At 62.5% G+C, this 20,110-nt stretch carries 17 protein-coding genes; 3 read left to right on the top strand and 14 right to left on the bottom strand.

The window, feature by feature from the left end; all coding sequences use genetic code 11:
* Nucleotides 1-91 precede the first annotated feature (91 nt).
* Nucleotides 92-874 carry a DUF4239 domain-containing protein gene (locus tag HDE77_RS12810; RefSeq protein ID WP_184417729.1) on the top strand — a complete coding sequence of 261 codons (783 nt, stop codon included), beginning with the start codon at nt 92-94 and terminating at the stop codon, nt 872-874.
* A gap of 155 nt (nt 875-1,029) precedes the next feature.
* On the opposite strand, the gene HDE77_RS12805 is transcribed toward HDE77_RS12810, so the two are convergent.
* The 5 genes from HDE77_RS12805 to rpsU all read right to left on the bottom strand — a co-directional run bounded on the left by HDE77_RS12805 (nt 1,030) and on the right by rpsU (nt 4,809).
* Nucleotides 1,030-1,668, bottom strand: a complete 639-nt coding sequence (locus HDE77_RS12805) for a DedA family protein (RefSeq protein ID WP_184417727.1) — start codon at nt 1,666-1,668, stop codon at nt 1,030-1,032.
* Between the two features lie 131 nt (nt 1,669-1,799).
* Complete coding sequence (gene dnaG / locus HDE77_RS12800) at nt 1,800-3,530, bottom strand: DNA primase (protein WP_184417725.1); 1,731 nt, start codon at nt 3,528-3,530, stop codon at nt 1,800-1,802.
* Nucleotides 3,531-3,561: 31 nt separating this feature from the next.
* A complete protein-coding gene (locus HDE77_RS12795) occupies nt 3,562-3,732 on the bottom strand; it encodes a DUF1328 family protein (RefSeq protein WP_184417723.1) in 171 nt (56 codons plus the stop codon).
* A 220-nt stretch (nt 3,733-3,952) separates the two neighbouring features.
* Nucleotides 3,953-4,399: a GatB/YqeY domain-containing protein gene (locus HDE77_RS12790; protein WP_184417721.1), complete on the bottom strand. Its 447-nt coding sequence runs from the start codon at nt 4,397-4,399 to the stop codon at nt 3,953-3,955.
* A 194-nt stretch (nt 4,400-4,593) separates the two neighbouring features.
* Nucleotides 4,594-4,809, bottom strand: a complete 216-nt coding sequence (rpsU, locus tag HDE77_RS12785; RefSeq protein WP_077483322.1) for a 30S ribosomal protein S21 — start codon at nt 4,807-4,809, stop codon at nt 4,594-4,596.
* A 95-nt stretch (nt 4,810-4,904) separates the two neighbouring features.
* Here rpsU and tsaD point away from each other — a divergent pair, with 95 nt between their 5' ends.
* Nucleotides 4,905-5,942, top strand: a complete 1,038-nt coding sequence (gene tsaD, locus HDE77_RS12780; protein WP_184417827.1) for a tRNA (adenosine(37)-N6)-threonylcarbamoyltransferase complex transferase subunit TsaD — start codon at nt 4,905-4,907, stop codon at nt 5,940-5,942.
* 216 nt (nt 5,943-6,158) lie between these two features.
* Here the strand turns inward: tsaD and HDE77_RS12775 are convergent, their stop codons facing one another.
* The 3 genes from HDE77_RS12775 to HDE77_RS12765 form a co-directional block, all read right to left on the bottom strand.
* Nucleotides 6,159-6,878, bottom strand: a complete 720-nt coding sequence (locus HDE77_RS12775) for a pseudouridine synthase (RefSeq protein ID WP_184417719.1) — start codon at nt 6,876-6,878, stop codon at nt 6,159-6,161.
* A gap of 96 nt (nt 6,879-6,974) precedes the next feature.
* Nucleotides 6,975-7,754, bottom strand: a complete 780-nt coding sequence (locus HDE77_RS12770; RefSeq protein ID WP_184417717.1) for an ABC transporter permease — start codon at nt 7,752-7,754, stop codon at nt 6,975-6,977.
* Nucleotides 7,751-8,725 (bottom strand): ABC transporter ATP-binding protein, encoded by a 975-nt coding sequence (locus tag HDE77_RS12765; RefSeq protein WP_184417715.1) that lies wholly within the window; start codon nt 8,723-8,725, stop codon nt 7,751-7,753. The genes HDE77_RS12770 and HDE77_RS12765 overlap by 4 nt, the downstream gene beginning before the upstream one ends.
* Nucleotides 8,726-8,909: 184 nt before the next feature.
* On the opposite strand from HDE77_RS12765, the gene HDE77_RS12760 reads away from it, so the two are divergent.
* On the top strand, nt 8,910-9,656 hold the full coding sequence (locus HDE77_RS12760) for an FAD-binding oxidoreductase (protein ID WP_184417713.1): 747 nt from the start codon (nt 8,910-8,912) through the stop codon (nt 9,654-9,656).
* 964 nt (nt 9,657-10,620) lie between these two features.
* Here HDE77_RS12760 and HDE77_RS12755 read toward each other — a convergent pair.
* The 6 genes from HDE77_RS12755 to HDE77_RS12730 all read right to left on the bottom strand — a co-directional run bounded on the left by HDE77_RS12755 (nt 10,621) and on the right by HDE77_RS12730 (nt 20,110).
* Nucleotides 10,621-11,802, bottom strand: a complete 1,182-nt coding sequence (locus tag HDE77_RS12755) for a fimbrial protein (RefSeq protein ID WP_184417711.1) — start codon at nt 11,800-11,802, stop codon at nt 10,621-10,623.
* Nucleotides 11,799-14,537: a fimbria/pilus outer membrane usher protein gene (locus HDE77_RS12750; protein ID WP_255482698.1), complete on the bottom strand. Its 2,739-nt coding sequence runs from the start codon at nt 14,535-14,537 to the stop codon at nt 11,799-11,801. Before HDE77_RS12750 ends, HDE77_RS12755 begins: the two co-directional genes overlap by 4 nt.
* Nucleotides 14,538-14,554: 17 nt before the next feature.
* A complete protein-coding gene (locus tag HDE77_RS12745; protein ID WP_184417709.1) occupies nt 14,555-15,295 on the bottom strand; it encodes a molecular chaperone in 741 nt (246 codons plus the stop codon).
* A gap of 104 nt (nt 15,296-15,399) precedes the next feature.
* Entirely contained in the window at nt 15,400-15,993 is a 594-nt protein-coding gene (locus tag HDE77_RS12740; RefSeq protein ID WP_184417708.1) for a fimbrial protein, read from the bottom strand.
* Between the two features lie 761 nt (nt 15,994-16,754).
* A complete protein-coding gene (locus HDE77_RS12735) occupies nt 16,755-17,753 on the bottom strand; it encodes a spore coat U domain-containing protein (RefSeq protein WP_184417707.1) in 999 nt (332 codons plus the stop codon).
* Entirely contained in the window at nt 17,750-20,110 is a 2,361-nt protein-coding gene (locus HDE77_RS12730; protein WP_255482697.1) for a fimbria/pilus outer membrane usher protein, read from the bottom strand. Before HDE77_RS12730 ends, HDE77_RS12735 begins: the two co-directional genes overlap by 4 nt.

Genomic DNA, 20,110 nt, shown 5'->3' with positions numbered 1-20,110 from the left:
CACGGACCGAAGGAAGTAGATAAAGTGGCGTCGGGCTTCGAGAGCCGTTGCCTGTTGCGGAACAACTTCTGTATGACACGGAGGGGTGCGCATGTTCCTGTTCGAGTATCCGGGGCTACTCTTTTTCGTCATCTGCGTCGTGCTGCTGCTGTCCTACGAGATCGGTTTTCGGCTGCGCGCCAGAAATCACGACAAGATCGGACAGGATGGGGACAAGCAGATCGAGGAGACGCGCAATCAGATCGCGGTACTGCTCAGTCTGCTGATCGGGTTCACGCTTTCGATGGCGTTGACCCGCTTCGACTACCGCAAGCAACTCGTGGTCGATGAAGCGAATGCGATTGGCACGAGCTATCTGCGCGCGATGATGCAGCCGGAGCCGATGCGGACCCAGGCAAGTGGGTTGCTGCGGGACTATGTCGATACGCGCATTGTGATGTTTGGCGATGCGACGACCGAGCCACAACGCGAGGCCAGCGGCAGGCATTCCAAGCAGATTCAAGATCAGCTTTGGGCAGGAGCTGTGGCGGCGAGTCAGCTCAGTCCCACGCCGATCACATCGATCTACGTGCAGGCGTTGAACGAGATGATCGACCTCGATGGCAAGCGCGTCGCTGCGACGGCGAACAGAATTCCCTCGGACATCTGGTTTCTATTGGGCATTCTTTCGATCATGACGACGATCGTCGTGGGCTACGGTCAGCGGCGACGTGCTGCACTTACGACCTTCGTGCCCGTGCTTACGATTGCGATTGCGATGAGCCTGATTGCTGACCTCGACTCACCCACGCATGGGCTGATCCGGGTGGATCAACAAAGCTTGCAGAGTCTGAGTGTTGATCTCAAAGCGGGCGCTCCAGCGACAGAGCATTAGCGCCGGTATCGCCTGCTTAATGATCCAGCCGCAAATACTACGTATGAACCGATCGTCCCGAGCGTAGCGCAGCGGAGTCGAAGGGCATTCTGGAAACCATTTGCGTGCCGTATCAATAAGCACATAGCGCATGACTCGACAGCATCCGTTGCGCGCTATCGCTCATTGTGATGCGACGCCGCAGCCTGCTGGTGTCGCCGATGGTGACGCCACCACAGCGCCAGCAGCGCCAACACGACCAGGCCGACGAGTACCCACAAGCTGCCCTGGCCGCGGCGAACCCACTTCACCAGCCATTCGTGGTTGTCGGCGCCGATGTAGCCCAGATACACCCAGAATGGCACGCTGATCAGCGCAGCCAGTCCATCGATCAGCAGGAAGCGCGTAAACGATACGCGATGGCTGGTGCCGGCGGTGATGTAGACCGTGGTGCGCATGCCCGGCAGGAAACGCGCGATGAACAGCATGCGATTGCCATAGCGCGCAAATTTATCCTGCACGGCGGCGTAGCGCGCTGGCGTCAGTACGTGCGCGACCAGTCGCCATTTCAGCATGCGCGCGCCGTAGTGGTGGCCGAGCAGAAAGATGCCCGCATCGCCGAGCAGCACGCCGAACATCGCCAGCGCGAACATCGCATGCACATTCGCGTAGCCAAGCCCGGCGATGACGCCGCCGGCGACCAGGGTGATGTCTTCCGGCAGGGGCAGGCCCGCACCGCAGATCATCAACGCGATGAATACAGCGACGTAACCGTTCTCGGCGAAAATCGTGATCAGGCGTTGGAGCAAATCCATCGAGGTCCCTGCATTTCAAGCGAAGTCGCACGGTGGCGACTTCACATGATCCCACAGTCGAGTTGTCGTTGAAGGGTTGCGATTTTGCATGAGACGGCAGAGTCGATCGATGGGCTGTAAAACGTCGGCATTCAGGTAGACGTCACCTGCGGCTTGCCACGCGCCGCCAGCAGCTCACGCAGCTCGGTCTTTTCGGCGCTGTCCAGCGAGCCTTCGCGGCTCTTCGCGGTCAGCGCATCGCGGCGCTGGGTAGTGGCCTGGTCGTCCATCCGAATGAGCGCATCGAAGAACTCGGCACGCTGCGCCTCGGGTTCACCCACCGACATCGCCGCCATCAATTTCTGGAGTGACGGGTATTCCGGCCGTTCGGCAAAATGCTCCACCAGCATGGCGGAGTTGATACCGGGGCGGGAGCGGGCCAGGTCAATCAGTTCGGCGAGCAGCTCCACACCGGGCTTGTCCAGGCGCAGGAAGCGGTAGGGCTTTTCCACCTGATCGGCCACTCCAGGCTGCGCCAGAAGTAGCGAGATCGCGCTGCGCACCAGACTGCGCTGCACGGCCATCGGTCGCTCGATGGCACGCTGCGCGGAGGGCGTGGCATGCGCGCGGGCGCCACTGCGTTTTTCCAGTTCCTGCGCCATAAGGTCGCGGAATGCGCCGTCGGGCAGTTTTGCGATCAGCGGGCGGGCGCGTTCCGCAAGGCGGGCGCGGCCGTCCAGGCTGCCCATCTCGACGTCATGCGACAGCTCGCCGAAAAAGTAGTCCGACAGCGGCATGGCCTCCTTGATGCGCTTCTCGAAGCCTTCCTTGCCCTCTTTGCGCACCAATGAATCCGGATCCTCACCATCGGGCAGGAACAGGAAATACGCCTGGCGGCCATCGCGCAACCGCGGCAGCGCCGACTCCAACGCTTTCCACGCGGCGGCTCGACCGGCGCGGTCACCGTCAAAGCAGAACACCACGTCCGGCGCAGCGCGGAACAACACCTCGGTGTGTTCCGGCGTGGTCGCGGTGCCCAGCGTCGCCACCGCGATCGGCAGGCCGGCCTGGTGCAGCGCAATCACGTCCATGTAGCCCTCGACCACCATGATCCGAGTCAGGTTCGCGTTGGCCTGCTTCACCTGCCATAGCGCGAACAGCTCGCGGCCTTTGTGGAAGAGTGGCGTCTCGGGTGAGTTGAGATATTTCGGCGCCTGGTCGGCTTGCAGCACGCGACCGCCGAATGCGATCACCCGGCCGCGGCGGTCGAGGATCGGAAACATCAGCCGCTCGCGGAAACGGTCGTACTTGCTGCCGCGTTCACTGCTGGCAACCATGCCTGCTTCGTTCAGCAGCTGCATGCGCCGCTCGCTGTTGCCGAGCGACTTGATCACGCCGTCGTAGCCAGCCGGTGCCCAGCCGATGCGAAACTTCGCAATGGTTTCCGCATCCAGCCCGCGCTTGCGGCAATACGCCTGAGCTTCGGCATTGCGCGGGAGTTCGCCCTCGTACCAGCTGGCGGCAGCATCGAGCAGCGTGTACAGGTCGGTCTTGTCCTCGCGCGGCGCGGCCTCGCGGCCACCTTCACGGGGCACCTTCAGGCCGACCGTCTGCGCCAGTTCCTCGACCGCGTCGGGAAACTCCAGTCGCTCGTAGTCCATCAGGAACTTCACCGCGCTACCGTGCGCGCCGCAGCCGAAGCAGTGGAAGAACTGCTTCGCCGGGCTTACATAGAATGAGGGGGTGCGCTCGTTGTGGAACGGGCAGCACGCCGTCCACTCGCGTCCCGCCTTCTTCAACGGCACGCGCCGCTCGATCACGTCGACAATGTCGACGCGAGCGAGCAGTTCATCGATGAAACTGTCGGGAATCAGGCCGCGCATAAGCGGCCTAGTCTACCGGACGCAGGCGCGGCTACAGGATATGGAACACACCTATCACCGCCAGCAGCGCAAGCAGGAACAGAATCAGGAAGATCGCAAACAACACCTTGGCAATGGTGCCGGTGACACCGGATACACCCCGGAAACCGAGCAGGCCAGTGACCAGCGAGATGATGGCGAAAATGATGGCCCACTTCAGCATGGAATTCCCCTGTTGGTGGATGACGGCCGCAGCGGCCGCCCAGTTCGAAGGCGGCATTCTTGGGGCAGCGCCGTGAAGGGAATGCATGAGTCCTGGGCTGGCCAAGGGGGTGCGGCTTTTGTGGGAGCGACTTCAGTCGCGATGCTCTGGGCCGGCAGCAAGAGCATCGCGACTGAAGTCGCTCCCACAAGAGCTTTCGCGCACAGGGGCTTGCGCGGCTTCAGCCCGCCAGGCGCGCCTTGATCTTGCCGGACACGACGGCCATGTCGGCGCGGCCGGCGGCCTTTTCCTTGACGGCAGCCACTACCTTGCCCATGTCGCGAGCCGAGCTGGCGCCGGTGTCGTTGATCGCCGCGTCAACCAGCGCGTCGATCTCCGCGTCGTTCAGCTTGGTCGGCAAATAGGTCTCGATCACCACCATCTCGGCGCGTTCGATCGCAGACAGATCCTCGCGCTTGGCGGCATCGAACTGGCTGACCGAGTCGCGCCGCTGCTTGAGCATCTTTTCCAGCGTGGCCAGCACCTGCACGTCATCGAGTTCGATTCGCTCGTCCACTTCGCGCTGCTTGATCGCCGCCAGCATCAGCCGGATCACCCCCAGCCGGTGCTTGTCGCCGCCGCGCATGGCGTTTTTCATGTCTTCGGTGAGCTGCTGCTTGAGTGTCATGCGGGGAGCCTCTGAGGGGGCAAGAAAAGCCATTCTACGGAAACGACAAAGCCGGCGTTGCCCGAAGGGGACAACACCGGCCAGATCGATCTAAAGTGCATGCGGTGGCTGCGAGAACCCGCGCCGACCGTGTTTCCCAAGTACGCTGCGCCAAGACGCAGCAAGATCCGCCAAAAGGCGACGGATCGGGGAACTCAGTACAAACGGGTCTTGCGCGAAACGTCACGCGACAGGCGACGCAGATGACGCTTCACCGCAGCGGCGCGCTTGCGCTTGCGCTCTTGGGTCGGCTTTTCGTAGAACTCGCGCTTGCGCGTTTCAGCGAGCACGCCGGCCTTTTCGCAGGTACGCTTGAAACGACGCAGAGCAATCTCGAACGGCTCGTTCTCGCGAACTTTTACGTTGGGCATGGAAACTCCGAGTGGTAGTCTTCCCGCGGATACGGGACTGTTGAATAGGGCGAGCCGCGAAGTATACCGTGGATAACATAGAATTTTCAAAGCCGATGTTTGGCAAGCCCGTTCTGGGCATCGAAACGTCCTGCGACGAGACTGGCGTGGCGCTGTTGCGCTGGGAGCCGGATGCGCCAGGTCGCGGGCTGCTGTCCCATACCCTGTATAGCCAGATCAAGCTGCACGCCGATTACGGCGGCGTGGTACCGGAGCTGGCCAGCCGCGACCATGTGCGCAAACTGCTGCCGTTGATCCGCGAGGCCTTGGCCGAAGCCGGGCTGACTGTGCAGGACCTGGGTGGGGTGGCGTATACCGCCGGTCCTGGTCTGGTCGGTGCGTTGCTGGTGGGTGCTTCCGCCGGGCGGGCGCTGGCCTGGGCCCTGGGTGTACCCGCGATCGGGGTGCACCACATGGAAGGCCACCTGCTGGCGCCGCTGCTGGAAGACGACCCGCCGCAACCCCCGTTCGTGGCTCTGCTGGTGTCCGGCGGCCATTCCATGCTGGTCGAGGTCAAGGCGATCGGCGAGTACACGATCCTGGGCGATACGCTGGATGACGCTGCCGGCGAGGCCTTCGACAAGACTGCCAAGCTGATGGGCCTGCCGTATCCCGGCGGTCCGGCGCTGGCGAAACTGGCCGAACAGGGCCGGGCCGGCGCATTCCGTTTCTCGCGTCCGATGACCGACCGGCCGGGGCTGGATTTCAGCTTCTCCGGCCTGAAGACCCAGGTCCTGCTGGCGTGGCAGGCCAGCGACCGCAGCGATCAGACCCGCGCCGACGTCGCCCGCGCCTTCGAGGAGGCGATCGTCGACACGCTGATCATCAAGTGCCGCCGCGCCCTGCAGGCCAGCGGCGCACAGCGGCTGGTCATTGCCGGCGGCGTCGGCGCCAACCGGCGGTTGCGCAGCGAGCTGGCTACGGCTGCCGCCAAAGATGGTTTCAAGGTGTATTTCCCGCGACTGGACTTCTGCACCGACAACGGCGCGATGATCGCGCTGGCTGGCGCAATCCGGCTGGCCAGCGGCCAACATCAGGACGAATCGGTGCAGGTCTATCCACGCTGGGACCTGCAAAGCCTACCGGCAGCTTAACGCGCCGTTCTAGCCCGCCCTTGTGGGAGCGACTTCAGTCGCGATGCTCTTGGGATGTACGGAAAGGCATCGCGACTGAAGTCGCTCCCACAAGAACGGCGAACGCGCCACTGCGAGCGACAGCCGAGCCAGTGGCTATTCGAGAATCGAGCGCACCGCATCAAGCGCTTCGTTGACCAACGCACCGGGTGCTCATTCAGGCAGGCACCTGTGCGGTCACCACTGCGTGCGTTGGGGCAGCAGCCCCTTCAACTCCGCCTCAGTGAGGTTGCGCCACTGGCCGACTTTCAGGTGGGCGAGTCGGACGTTGTCGATGCGCACGCGGCGTAGCTGTGTCACGCGGTAGCCGAACGCCGCGGCCATCAGTCGGATCTGTCGGTTCAGCCCCTGGGTCAGCACGATCGAGAAGCCGAACTTCGCGATCCGACGCACCTTGCAGGGTTTCGTCATCTGGTTGTGGATGCGTACGCCCTTGGCCATGCCGGCAAGGAATTCGTCGGTGACCGCCTTGTTCACGCCGACCAGGTATTCCTTCTCGTGATGGTTCTCCGAGCGCAGGATCTCGTTGACGATGTCGCCGTTGCTGGTCAGCAGGATCAGCCCTTCGGAATCCTTGTCGAGTCGGCCGATCGGAAAAATCCGCTGCGGATGGTCGACGAAATCGATGATGTTGCCGTCGACGTCTTTCTCGGTGGTGCAGGTGATCCCGACTGGCTTGTTCAGCGCGATATAGACGGCCTTCTTCGCCGCCGCCGTAGGCGCCAGCGTGCGGGTGCGCACGATCTCGCCGTCCACCCGCACTTCGTCGCCGTCCAGCGCCTTGGCGCCGGTTGTGACGACTTCACCGTTGATGCTGACGCGGCCGGCCAGCAGCAGTTCGTCCGCCTCGCGGCGCGAGCACAGCCCGGCTTCGCTGATGTATTTGTTGACGCGCATTTCAATGCTCTCTGTAGGAGCGCACCCTGTGCGCGATGCTCTTCCTGCGGTACGGGCGAAGAGCCATCGCGCACAGGGTACGTTCCTACGGGGTTGTCAGGAGCGCAGGCCGACGCCGCGCTTGAGCAGCTGCAACGCCACGATCGACAGGCCAACCACGAATGCCAGCATCACCACGAACGCAACGCCGATGTTCACGTCGCTAATGCCGAGCACGCCGAAGCGGAACGCATTGACCATGTACAGAATCGGGTTGACCCGTGAAATGGATTGCCACGGTTCGCCCAGCATGTTCACCGAATAGAACACGCCGCCGAGGTAGGTCAGCGGGGTCAATATGAAGGTCGGCACCAGGGCGATGTCATCGAACTTTTTCGCGAATACCGCGTTGACGAAACCGGCCAGCGAGAAAATCGTCGCGCCCAGCAGCACCGAAAGGAAGGTGATCAAAGGATGCGCTACATGCAGTGACGTGAACAGCAGCGCGATCAGCAGCACCAGCGCGCCGACCACCAATCCACGCGCTACCGCGCCAGAGACATAACCGAGCAGGATCACCCAGTTCGGCATCGGTGACACCAGCATTTCTTCCACGGCACGGCTGAACTTGGCGCCGAAGAACGAGCTGGAGATGTTGCCGTAACTGTTGGTGATGATGCTCATCATCACTAGGCCGGGCACGATGTATTGAATGTAGGTGAAGCCACCCTCGATCACACCGATGCGGCTGCCGACCAACTTGCCGAAGATCACGAAATACAGCGTCATCGTGATCGCCGGCGGGATCAGCGTCTGCGTCCAGATGCGCATGATGCGTACGATCTCGCGGCGCGCGATCGTGTGCAGGGCGACGAGATTGGTTGCGGAGTTGCTCATGCCGCGCGCTCCTTGCCGGTGGCAACCTGGCCGTTACTGCCCGACTCTTGTCGACCATTCTCGACGAGCCGCACGAACAGCTCTTCGAGCCGGTTGGTCTTGTTGCGCATCGAGGTCACCATGATGCCGTGCGCAGACAGCGACGAAAAAAGTGAATTGAGGTCATGCGAGCGGGCCATTTCTGCTTCCAGCGTGTGTTCGTCGCGGCGGCGCAGGACGACGCCGGGCAGGGTGGGGAGCTGGTCCGGCATGGTGGCCACATCCAGCACGAACGTCTCCACATCCAGCGTCGCCAGCAGGCGCTTCATGCTGGTGTTCTCGATGATCGTGCCGTGGTCGATGATCGCGATATTGCGGCACAGCGACTCCGCTTCCTCCAGGTAATGCGTGGTGAGGATCACCGTGGTGCCGGCCGCGTTGATGCCGCTCACGAACTGCCACATCGAGCGACGGATCTCGATGTCGACGCCCGCGGTGGGCTCGTCGAGGATCAGCAGCTTGGGCTCGTTCATCATCGCGCGGGCGATCATCAGGCGACGCTTCATGCCGCCGGAAAGCATGCGCGCCTGATGCTGTGCCTTGTCCCACAGGCGCAGTTCCTTCAGGTATTTCTCCGCGCGTTCGGCCGCGATCTTGCGTGGAATGCCGTAGAAGCCGGCCTGGTTCACGCAAATGTCGAACAACTTCTCGAACTGGTTGAAATTGAGTTCCTGCGGCACCAGTCCGATCAGCCGCATCGCCTCGCTGCGGTGTTTGTTCACCGAGACGCCGAAGATCTCCGCGTCGCCGCCGCTGGAGTTGACCAGTGAGGAGAGGATGCCGATCAGGGTGGATTTGCCGGCTCCGTTGGGGCCGAGCAGGGCGAAGAAATCGCCGGGCTGCACAGTCAGGCTGATGCCCTTCAGGGCTTCGACGCCGTTGCCGTAGGTTTTGCGCAGGTTGTCGACGACGAGTGCGGGTGTTGAGGTCATGGATGACGCCGGGTAGTGGAAAGCCGAGGGGAAACCAGCTGCATTGACACGCGATGCGCCGGTAAAGTCGGCGGTTGAATGCGCGTTGCAGCTTGGTCGGCGGCTCGTAGCGACCTATTATAGCGGGCTTGACGCCGCCGCCCGGTCCTATGGGGCGCACTCACTGTTTCCCGGAATCCGTTACATGGCCGACCACTTCCAGCTGCGTCTCGTCGACAGCAGCATGATTGCCCCCACCGTGCGCCACCTTGCTTTCGAGCGCGCGGACGGCCAGCCGCTCGCGTTCCAGCCCGGGCAGTTCCTGCAGGTGCACTTCCACTATGACGACGGCACCGCGACCAAACGCAGCTATTCGGTAGCGACGGTGGGTGACGGTTCCTCGCCGGTCACGCGCATCGAAATCGCGGTCAGTTATGTCGAGGGCGGAGCCGCCACCAAGCTGCTCGGCGAGCTGCGGAACGGGGGCACCATCGACGCCAGCGGCCCCTACGGTCGCTTCTGTCTGCAGGAAGCCGACCATCATCCGCGCTACCTGCTGATCGCCACTGGCACCGGCGTCACCCCGTACCGCGCGATGTTGCCGCAGATCGAGAAACTGCTTGCTGCGGGCGATCGCGAAGTGGTGTTGCTGTACGGCGCACGCAACGAAGGCGAGCTGCTGTATGGCGAGGAGTTCGAGGCGTTCGCCAAGGACCACCCTGGCTTCACCTTCCACGGTTGCCTCAGTCGGCAGCCCCGTGCGGTGCCGCGCCCGAACGACCGCGCCGGCCACGTGCAAGCGGTGCTGACCGAACTTCGGCCCAGCGCCGAGCGCGACATCGCCTATCTGTGCGGTAACCCGAACATGGTGGATGCCGCGTTCGCCGCGCTGAAAGAATTCGGACTGCCGGTGCACCAGATCCGGCGCGAGAAGTACATCTCCTCACGCTGAACCCGCTCCAAAATTCTTTATGTACGCCCCTTCAGGCCAGCCACCGCGGGCCGATAAACTCTTGGGCGGCAGCTTCACATCGCCGTAATGGCCGCCTCGCCAAACTCGGCGTTCACACCTGAATAGTGTGACGCGGTTGGCAATTTCTGTGCACACCGGCGTGCGAGCAGATTTTTGCTCTAAAGATTTCGATTCATGATGCCGATGGCACTTGGGTACCCCGTAATAGCTATGGGGCACCGCGAGGTGCGGTATGAGGCGGTCGAGCTGTTTGCTGTTGGTTGGTGTTGCCCTTGTCGGAATGCTGTGCATCCCGCGGGCAGCTGCGGCGAGCGGATCGATAGATCCGTCAGCAGGTGGCCGGATCACGTTCATAGGGGCCATCGTCGAGCCGACGTGCGGCCCGAGCACTGAGCGAATAGCGACATGGATGGCTGTCCCTTCTGAGCCCGGTCGGCCGCATTTGGATGCATGCAGCAAATCGGGTGCAACGGCCATTCCGTCGCAGACCTACACGATAACCGTGGTTCATTTGTCAAATACGGAAACCAATCGCGTATTGAAGTACTTCAGCGACTATGTTTCGGCAAGCCGGGCAGATCCGATATTGATCACACAGTCCTACGAATGAGCCAAGTTCGTATTTGTGTCCGGTTCGGAGTTAGCGAAAATACATTGTCCGATTAATTCCGCCGCTCATTAAGACAATTTACGGTGTGGATGGACGACGGCCGGTTACTCCAATTGTCCCCAACGCCTTTTTCCTGTTGGCCGAACTCGGCCCGCATGCGGAGCGCGGCATCGCATCGTCATCGCGATGGCGACCAGCGGCACTCCCCTGCCGCAGTATTACGACGACTATCGCGCCACCAATGCGTGGGTGGCGACGCGAACCCACGAATGGGCATTCGCTGGTTCGATTGTCGTTCCTGCGGTTTGTTGTCCGCTGTGCGCGATTGGTGGCTTACTGGTAGACCATGGTGAACTGGGCGGTGGTTTTCACGGAGCCTGCCGTTGCGGCGCCAGTAGCGTAATACTCCGCCTGATACATCAGCGTAGCGCCACCGCTGGTCAGGTTTGTGGTAGCCGTTTGCGTGGTCACGTTGGTGCTGTTCAGATTGATCGTGGCACTGCTGTTCTGGCCATCGAGCAGTCGCACCTCGACATTCCCGGCAAAACCCGTGCCCGATGTGTTCACGAGGTTGCCGGTTGTAGAGTCCACCGTGTTGCTCGAGAAGTAGGTCTGAACCGTGCTTAGGGCGGGGCCGCAACCGGAGACCGCGATCGAGAACGCAGTGGCGCCCGCCACCTTGCCGGACGAGGCCAGCGCAGATCGCCACACGTCCGGTAGCGTGACCGTACCACCACCGTTGGCGGTGACTCTGCAGGTACTCGCTGTCACAGTGACCTGGCTCAATGACATCGTGCCGAATGCCGCTGACGGTGCATCTGTTGTTTTTGGGCTCGAGGCATTACTGGCCTGATATATATCTTGATCAAAGAATTGCAGCAGGTTGCTTATTTTGTTAACAGTGCCGACAGCGGCTGCGCCGGTTTTGACGAGTTGTGCGGTAAAAGTTACTGAAATGGTATTGGCCGGGGTGCACGACCAATTAGCGGTCGTGCCAGAACAGGTAACGGTGCCCATCGTCCAGCCCGGGGTTCCATTCGGGCCAGCGCTGCCGCTGCTGGCTTGGTTTTGTACTGCCGTAAGCTGTACATCGATTCCTGCCAAGTTGGTTTTGAACATGATGCCGCTACCGCTTGGAGGTGGCGTGCTCGCATCGAGTGTCGCCAACGTGCCGGTCATCAGCGTGAAACTGTCTGAGTAATTAGTGTCGTTCAAAAAGGGTACGGAACAATCGAAGCTCACTGATACGCTTGCGGGTGAGCCGATTAATCCATTGCTTTGACTGGGCGCAATGGTGACCGCAGGCAATGTGATGTTTGGCGCGGAAGACGACGGGCTGCACGCCAAGGAGGCTGGGGCTTGCGCCAAGGGTTGCAGGGCCAAGCGTACAACCCCGCGTTGGGTAGCCGCGTTCTGGACGGCCGCTGCGGGGGGCGCCATGGCGAACAGCGCAACGACAATGGGAAACAAAATCCAGGCACGCAGGCGCATGGCCACGGCGGCTCGACAGGTCATGTCCCGTTCTCCTTCTGCGATTCTGGCGCGGCGCCTTCGATGGTGCATGTTGCCTGGATCTGCTGATACGCCGACGCAGACTTGCTGGACTTGGGCAGCGTATAGGAGAACGAGCAGGCATGCGCCGCGCCCTGCTCATCGTTCCACTGCACGCTGAGCCGGCCGTTCGGGCCGACGCCGCGCAGCAGGGCCATGCCGCCCTGACCGACCACGCCCAGCGGCTGATCCTTGGCGTCGAACACCTGCGCGCCGAATGGGGTGGGTGTGCCGTTGGCGAACTGGATGCGTGCGATCAGGGCGCGGCTGGCCTTGCTCTTGAAGTTCACCATGACCACCGCACCCGCGTAAGGCGCCACGTCTGCGCTGGTGGAGTCCAGTTCCACACCCAGTGGCAGGCCCTGCGGGTCGATCTGGACAGTGTCGAGCTGGTAGGGCGTGAGGTACGGCACCAGCGCATAGCCAGCGTGGTCCAAGGTGAGGCCAGGGGCGCTGAGGACGTGCGCGCCGGCAGCGCCGGGCGCGTACACGATGGCGACGGTGTCGCCGGTCGGCTGGCCGAAGGTGATACCGCCTGCGTGCGCGACCACCGCGCCGCTGGCGCTGATGGATGCCTGCGAGTAGCCGCTGCCGTTGCCGACGCTGGCGTTGAGCGTGGCGTAGGGGCTGTTGTAGCCGGCATCTGCACTGTAGGAGCTGCCGGTGGCGTTGTCGCTGTGCGAGGTTGTGGCGCCGTAGCTGAACTGGTTCCACTGGCCCAGCGTACCGTTGACGGTGGCCTGTTCCTGCGTGCCGTCGTTGGTGTCGTGGTTGAGGCTGAACGAGATGCTGGGCGCGTGCGGAGTATCACCCAACGGCAGGCTGGCGTTGAAGGTAACCTGGTTGTCGTAGCCGCCAAGTTCCGTGCGCCCGCGGGTCACGGAGACGCCGTAAGTAACACGCCCGAAGTGGTTGTTGTAGCCCATCTGGAACTGCGTGTCGTTGCCGTTGCGGTTCCAGTAGTCGTTGATCGAGGCGTTGGCGTACAGCGAGCCGCCACTGCTCCCCAGCTGCTGGTTGAGCGTCAGGGTGAAGCGGTTGCGCTGCTGCAGCAGGCCATGCGGAGTGTATAGATTGTTGACGTTGTTGACGGTGCCGCTCAGTGCCGCGAGCTGGGCTGGCGTAAGCAGGCTCTGCACGGGCAGTCCGTCGATCGTCTGCTGGTTGGTTGGCTGGTACTGCAGCGCATCCATGCCGTGGCTGGCGTAATCGCGTGCGGCTTCGGCGTCGCTCAGGCTCAGGAAGCCGCTGGTGGAATAACGGTCGGCGGCCACGCTCAGCGAGGTGTTGGTGTCCGGGATGACCTTGCTGTAGCTGACGCGGAAGCTCTGGCCATCGTAGGTGCCGTAGCCGGGAATGCTCGCGTGGGCGTGGGTGACATCCAGCGCCAACGCGCCGAAGTTCGTGTTGAACGCACCGCCGACCAGTACCGAGGCGTAGCCGTCCGAACCCTGCACGCCGGCGTAGCCCGTGAGTAGGTTATTGAAGCCGTGCTGTGCCGCGGCCTGGATCACGTTGGGCCGGTTCTGCAGGGTGGTGTCGCGCAGCTGACCGGCGGCGATGTCGAAGCGGGTAACCCCGGGGCGCATCAATTGCGCCACCGAGGCGTAGGGCACGCTGAAGCTGTGCTGGCGGCCATCGGCTTCCGTCACATTCACGACCAGATCGCCACCGTAGCCGGTGGGGTATAGGTCGTTGAGCACGAACGGGCCGGGTGCGACGGTGGTCTGGTAGATCTGCACGCCGTTCTGGGTCACCGTGACCTTGGCGTTGGTGTAGGCCACGCCATGTACCACCGGCGCGTAACCGCGCAGCGACTGCGGCAGCATGCGGTCGTCGGTGCCCAGTTGCACGCCGCGCAGGCCGTAGCTGTCGAACACAGCGCCGTCGGTGTAGCTGTCGCCCAGGTTCAGCACGGCACCCAGACTGGGCAGCGCACGCCGCACGTAGGCATCGATGTTGTGCCAGTGACGCTGGCTCGGTTGGTTGGAGTCTGATTGCAGCGTGCCGGTGCTGTCCTGGCGGAACTGCCAGAGACCGATGTTGAAGCCCGAGCGCAGGCCCAGGTAGGTGCTGGTCTGGCTTTGTCCGTCATTGCTGGAGCGGAAGCTGTCAAAGTTGTAGTTGAGCAGGAACGCCGGCACGCCTGCGTCCCACGAGGCCGGGTTGACCCAGTCGCGCGGCCGCTGGTTCATGTAGGCCTGCGGCACGCTGGCGTCCATGCGCAGGGAGGGCATGTCGAAGGACAGCGTGGCGCCGGGAATCAGGTCGCCCAGGCTCACGCAATCGGACGATTTGGACAGTTTGGCCGCCGCCGCGGCATCGGCGGGCACCAGGCTCATGCGATCGAGCAGCCCGGTGGTGACGCAGGGCACGGCGTTGGCGTCGGGGGAGGGTGCGGCGAAGCGCACGTCCATGCGGCCCACCCAGTTCTTGTTGAGATAGACGTCGAGGTTGTAGACGCCAGGCAGCACGGGGTTGCCGTGCTCGAAGCGCGAGAGGTCGGCGGTGTCGTGTCCGGCGCCGGGCAGCAAGCTGCGGTCGAAATCGGCGGAGCCGCCGCTGGCGGCGCTGGCGTCGGGCGAAGCGCTTGTGTCGACGGCAGCCCATGCCGGATGCGGCCAGCCCGCGGCCATGGCCAGCGCCGCAGCGCACGCCATCGCGAGCGCCGCACGGCGCGCGGTTGGGTAGCGAAACATGGCGCGTCGCGACGTCATTATTGAGTCACGGTGCTCTTGTGGGTGTCGGTCGCGCCGTAGTCGTTGATGGTGGTGAACACTACCGGCGTGCCGGCGGACGGCGCTTGCGTCAGACCCTTCAGCGCTACACGCAGGTCGCCAAGTGGCGCGACCATGCCGCTGGCTCCGTCGATCGGATTACCGTTTGCGCCGAGCGAAAGCTTGCTGATCGTGACGTAGTACGGCGTGGGGTTGCGCACGTCCAGCGTGGTGCCCTGAGCCGTGAAGCTGAGCGTGTCTGGCGCCTTCGTCGCGTCGCCCTGCAGATTGGCCGGACGGTAGAAAAATTTCAGCCGCGAACGTATCGCGAACTGCAGGTAGTTGTGGCCGGCCGACTGCGGACCGGCAGGCTTGGGCGGGATCTCCAGCACGTTCAGCCAGAACAGCGACTCGCGGTCGGCCGGCAGCGGCTGAGAACCCTGGGTGTAGATGATCCGCAGGCTCTGCTCCTTGTTCGATTCCATGCGGAACAGCGGCGGAGTGATCAGGAATGGCGTGTTGACGCTGTTGGGCGTCGAATTGAGGTCGCCGGTATCGATCCACGCTTCGACCAGCACGGGGCGGTCGTTCTGGTTGGACAGACGCACGGTCACTTCACCCTGCTTGGCGGGAAACACCACGCGGGTGCCAGCAATGACGACGCCGGCGCGGGCAGCGATGGGCGCGCACAGGCACAGCACGGCGATGGCCGCGCAGGCGGCATGCATGAAAGGCTTCATGGGTGATACTCCGGGGCAGGGTCGAGCCCTGCGTGATGCCTGTGGGGCGGAGCTCCATCGCGGTGCATGGCGCGCCGCGACGGAGTCCGGGCCCGGCATGTCGTTTAGTTGTAGATCATGGTGAAGCTGGTCGTGGCAATCACGGTGCCGGCCGTTGCGGCGCCTGTGGCGATGTACTGGGCCTGGTAGCTCAGCGTGGCGCCACCGCTGGCCAGCGCCTTGGTAGCCGTCTGAGAGCCGCTCCCGCTCGTGGTGGTGTTGCTCAGAACGATCGGAGCGTTGGTGTTCTGGCCGTCGAGCAGTTGTACGTCGACATTCTGGGCTGTGCCGCTGTTCTTGAGGTTGCCGGTCGCGCCGTCCAGCGTGCCGCCCGAGAAATAAGTCTGGACCGTGGTCAGGGCCGGATCGCAAGCCGCGATCACAATCGTGAACGTAGTGGCGCCGGCAACGTTGCCGGAAGCTGCCAAGGCAGTCTTCCACTGGTCGGGCAGGGTCACGACCTTGTTGTCGCTGGTGCCGGCAGCCTTGCCGTCGACCGTGCAGGTCTGGGCCAGGACCTGGCCGTTGATGGTGAGGGTGCCGTCCGGGGTCGAGTTGAAGATCGGGCCGGCGCCGTTGCTGGCTGCATGGGCGGCTGGCACGAAGGCCAAAGTGCCGAGGGCGGCGACGAGGGTGGCGGAGAGAAGAGTCTTGTTCATGCGTGTTCCCTGTTTGATGTGTTGGTTTTAGTTAACTGATGTCGACGCGCTACTGGACAACCTTGGTTGCATTACCCCCGACTGCAGCCTTGCGCGCGGCTGGGTCTACCCAACATAGGCAAGTTGTGTGCCAACCAGTGGTTTGGACGATTGATCCCGTATTTCGGCCGCTTGAGCGGTCCCGGCTCGGATTAAATAGGCCGGACAAGCGCGCTCCATCAGGCATCTCCGGACAATTTAGGTCCTTAGATAGTGCGAACTGTGTCACTCTTTTAACAGATTCATCACATATCTTCTACATTGCGCAAGTCGGTGCGTGCCGATTCGACTGTGGGTGGAAGGCGCAGGGAGAGGTCAGGCACATCACAAGTGGTCGCGGAAAAGTCAAGGATGCTTGACATTTTCAGCGATGTTCACGTGGCCTTTGGGCGCACTCGTGATGAGCAGCCTCAATCAGCCCGTGACGGAAACGATAGTGCGGGATGTTGCCGGTACGGCCGAGGCCGCGCCTGAGCTACTCCCAGCCCTGAGCCACCCCCAGCATTGTTGCCTCAGTCACTAGATGCGTAGGTGGACCTTCTCGCGCTTGATCTCGCGTCGAAGGTCGGTGCTTGGAGCCAACTCAGCCGGTGCCAGCTCGCCCCGACGCCACGGCCAGCGGCCACGGACGCGAAGACCGGGGAATGCCTATGGTGAAGTGTCGGGTGCGGGAGTACCTCTCTTCGCGTTGAGCGAAAGCCCTGTGCCCGCGAAGCAGTCGCTCAATAGTTAACGTTGACCTGGACGGTATCGGAGTAGTTGTCCGGCTGGACATCGGTGGTGCTGGTGACCTTGGCATAGACGTTTAGAGTTTGCGCCACGCCAGAACCGGTGCCCGCCACACCGTTGCCCGTGCTGGTAGCCGTGACTGAGTTGCCCCATACCGTGCTGAGCCCAGAATTCGAATAAAGCTGATACGTCACGGTATTGGTATTGGTGCCTGTCCCCTTCATTGTCCCCGCTCCGTTCGTGTTGGCGACGTTCAAGGGGGCCAGGCCGACGTTGTATGGCGTGGTGTATGAGCAGCTCACGCTGAGGGTGCTGCTGCCAGAGGACGGAGTGGTACCCGCGGCCACGCTGCCCAGACTGAGGTCGTTTGCAGCGACCGTGCAGTTCTTCTGGACGGTGGCAGTGACATTGAAGGGGAAGAAAACGGTGTTGCTCTGGGTGCCGCTGCAGCTACCTGGTGCCGTATTGCCGGCCTGATCGTTGATAGTCAGGGCGGTGTCGCCGTTTGCATAGTTGTCGCTATAGGTGCCGGGAATGGCGGTGGTCTGTCCGCCGAGTACCTGGGCGTTCAGTGTCGCCGTACCGTTCGTGCTTGCGCCACCGCCCAATGTGACGCTGACTATCAGTGGAGTATTGCTGCCGAAGTACTGGCTGCCCCAGACGGTGGTGAAGCCCGGATTCTGGTAAAGCTGGAATTGCAGTGTATTGCTGCCGCTTTTCATCAGACGCGGATTGGTCTGGTTGCCACCCGGCTCGCCGATGCTGAAGCAGAGCGTGGCAGAGTGCGTGCCGCCGCCAGTACTGTTTTGGCATGTATAGGTCAGGTTCGCACTGGTCGTCCCCTGAGTCGATAGCGGGTTCACCGTGCTGAAACTGACGGCCGTCATCGCCGCCGTGCTGCAGGTGATAGTGGCTTGTGCCGGCGCAACCCAGAACAGTCCGCAGCCGATCAGCAGCAGTGCGACAACGTAATGCAGCATGCGAGTAGTCATGGTGATACCTTCTGGCAGGTCAACGGCCCGATCTGCGGAATGCCGTCGCCATGCCTGGCATAGGCAAAGCTGGCATGACAGGCGCCGGAGGGAGTGTCTACGTCAAGCACATTGCGCGGCTCAAGCGTGTCCAGATAGACCGCGCCATCGAAGCCGACAAGTGCGGGCTCGCCGGTGTGGCCATGCAACTGCACGAGGCTGCCGATGGGCAATGGCTTGCCAGCGGCGTCGACCAGGATGATGGAGGCCGAGCGGACAGGTGTGATGCCAAACTTCACCAGCGTGCCGGCACGGTCGGTGGTTGCAACGTCTGCATCGACGCGATTGATGCTCACATCGGCCGGCAGGTTCATTGCATCGATGGCGACTTTGTTGTTCTGGTAGGAGTTGAGGGGCGTAACCAGCAGCAGGCCATGGCTGTCGGTGGTGCCGACGGGATTGTTCTGCAGATTTACCGGCACACCTGCGATGCCATCGGTAGAGACCACGGCAAACCCATCGTAGATCTGCCGTGCGGCGAACACGTCGCCGCTCATCAGCACCAACGAGCCCATGGCACTGGCATAACCGTAGCGTGTGTCGCCGACGTCGTAGACGCCAGCCTGCAGTTGTCCATAGCGACCGAGATAGTCCAGTTCGCCCTGACCACCGTTCTGGCCGTCGCCCTGGCTTAGCGAGGCGCGCCAGCCGAAGCCGCCCTGGCTTGGCAGTGCCTGGGAGGCGTTCATCACCAGGCCGGTGCGGTCGCCTTCACGCTGCGCGCCGCCGCTTAGCGTGATGTTGTGATCCAGCGACAACGTGGCAATCAGGAAGATGGTGCGGTTGCTGCTGTTGTTCAGGTCCTGATTGAGACTGAGGTTCAGCGACAGCGCGCGTCCGACCGTTTTGAACCAGTAGGCGCTGGCGTAACGCGTCGCCGGCTGTTGCGGATAATCGAGATCCAGATAGCTCACGCCCAGGTTGCCCAGACGGTCAAAGTTGTAGCTGACGTATGCCTGGGCCGTGATGTCCGGTGTCGGCGAGCCGTAAAGTGTCGCCACGTCACGATAGCTGCCGTAAGTGCGGGTACCGTTGATGCCGAGGTTGAAGCGGTTGTTGCTCCAGTTGTAGCCGAGACTGTATTGCTCGCCACCTTGGCCTGCATTTTCGCTGTGGGCCACCGAGGCAGACAGAACGCCGCCAATCCCGCCGAGCAGCCAGTTGCCGCCCACACCCGCATCGCTCAATCCATCGGTGAGCTCGGCGTGTGCCTCGGCGGTGAAGTTGTTCGTGAAGCCGTAGCGCCAGGTGCCGCTGGCGGCTGCGTCATGGCCGTAGTCAAACGAATCCAGGCCGTAGTTTTCGCGCACGACGCCGATTTCCGTCGACCAGTCAGAAAAACCTTCTCGTAGCAGCTGGTGTTCTCCATACAACGGAAAATTCAGCGTTGTGGTCTGGCCAAGAGCGTTCGTCAGTACTACCTGAGCATTGCCGGCGCCGTTGATGTTGGGAAGAGTGTTCAGCTGGAACGGGCCAGCGGGAATCTGGCCACTGTATTGGCGCAATCCGTTGACGTACAGCTGCACGTCGGAGGGCAGCGTGGCCGAACCGATGAACGACGGCAGCGGGGCTGTGACCAGATAGGGCTGCAGGGCGAAATTGGTGCCGAACTGCACGCCCGCAATCCGGGTGGAGCGCGACCATGACAACGCATCGGTCAACGTGTCGCCAAGCCGCAAGGTCAGCAGATCATCGGGAAACGACGTGCTCCAGCTGGTATCCAGGCGTACCGACTGGTTATGCCAGTTGCCGTTCCCATCGTTGGTGGCTTGCGCGAGCGAGGTGGTACTGAACACGCCAGCGGCATTGAACGCACGCAGCTCGGTGAATGCGCTCAGGTTGCTGGCGCCATGCAAGCCGTACGTGCCGTACAGGTCGTAGTTGAGCAGGATCCCGGGCGAAGCCGTAGCAACCGGACGGGTGTTGTTCGAGGTGTCGAGCACCGTGGTTCCCAGCTTCAATAGTCGCAGCGGCGCGATGAGGGTCAGCGTCTGGCCACTGGCGTCGTACTTCACCTGCAAGCCCTGCAAGCCCTGAAGGCGTACCGGATCGGGCGTGTCGGTCGGCAGCGTGAAGCCGAGCGTGTGCAGGCTTGCCCGGCTTGCCCATAGTTCGCCATCCTTGTAGCCGAAATGGACGAGGCCAGCGTGAGTGCCATTAAGCGTGACGTCGAGATACAGATCGATACCGCCAAGGTTGACCGTACTGTCAGTGCTTTCCGTGATGAGTGCTGAATTGACTGGGGCCGCTGCAGGGGGGGCGCCCGCTGCTGCCGATGCATCCCCTGCATGGCCAACAGATACGAGCAGGCTCTGCAA

The sequence above is a fragment of the Rhodanobacter sp. MP7CTX1 genome, from assembly GCF_014205795.1.
Taxonomy (GTDB): Bacteria; Pseudomonadota; Gammaproteobacteria; order Xanthomonadales; family Rhodanobacteraceae; genus Rhodanobacter.
This window is presented reverse-complemented; position numbering and strand designations above follow the sequence as displayed.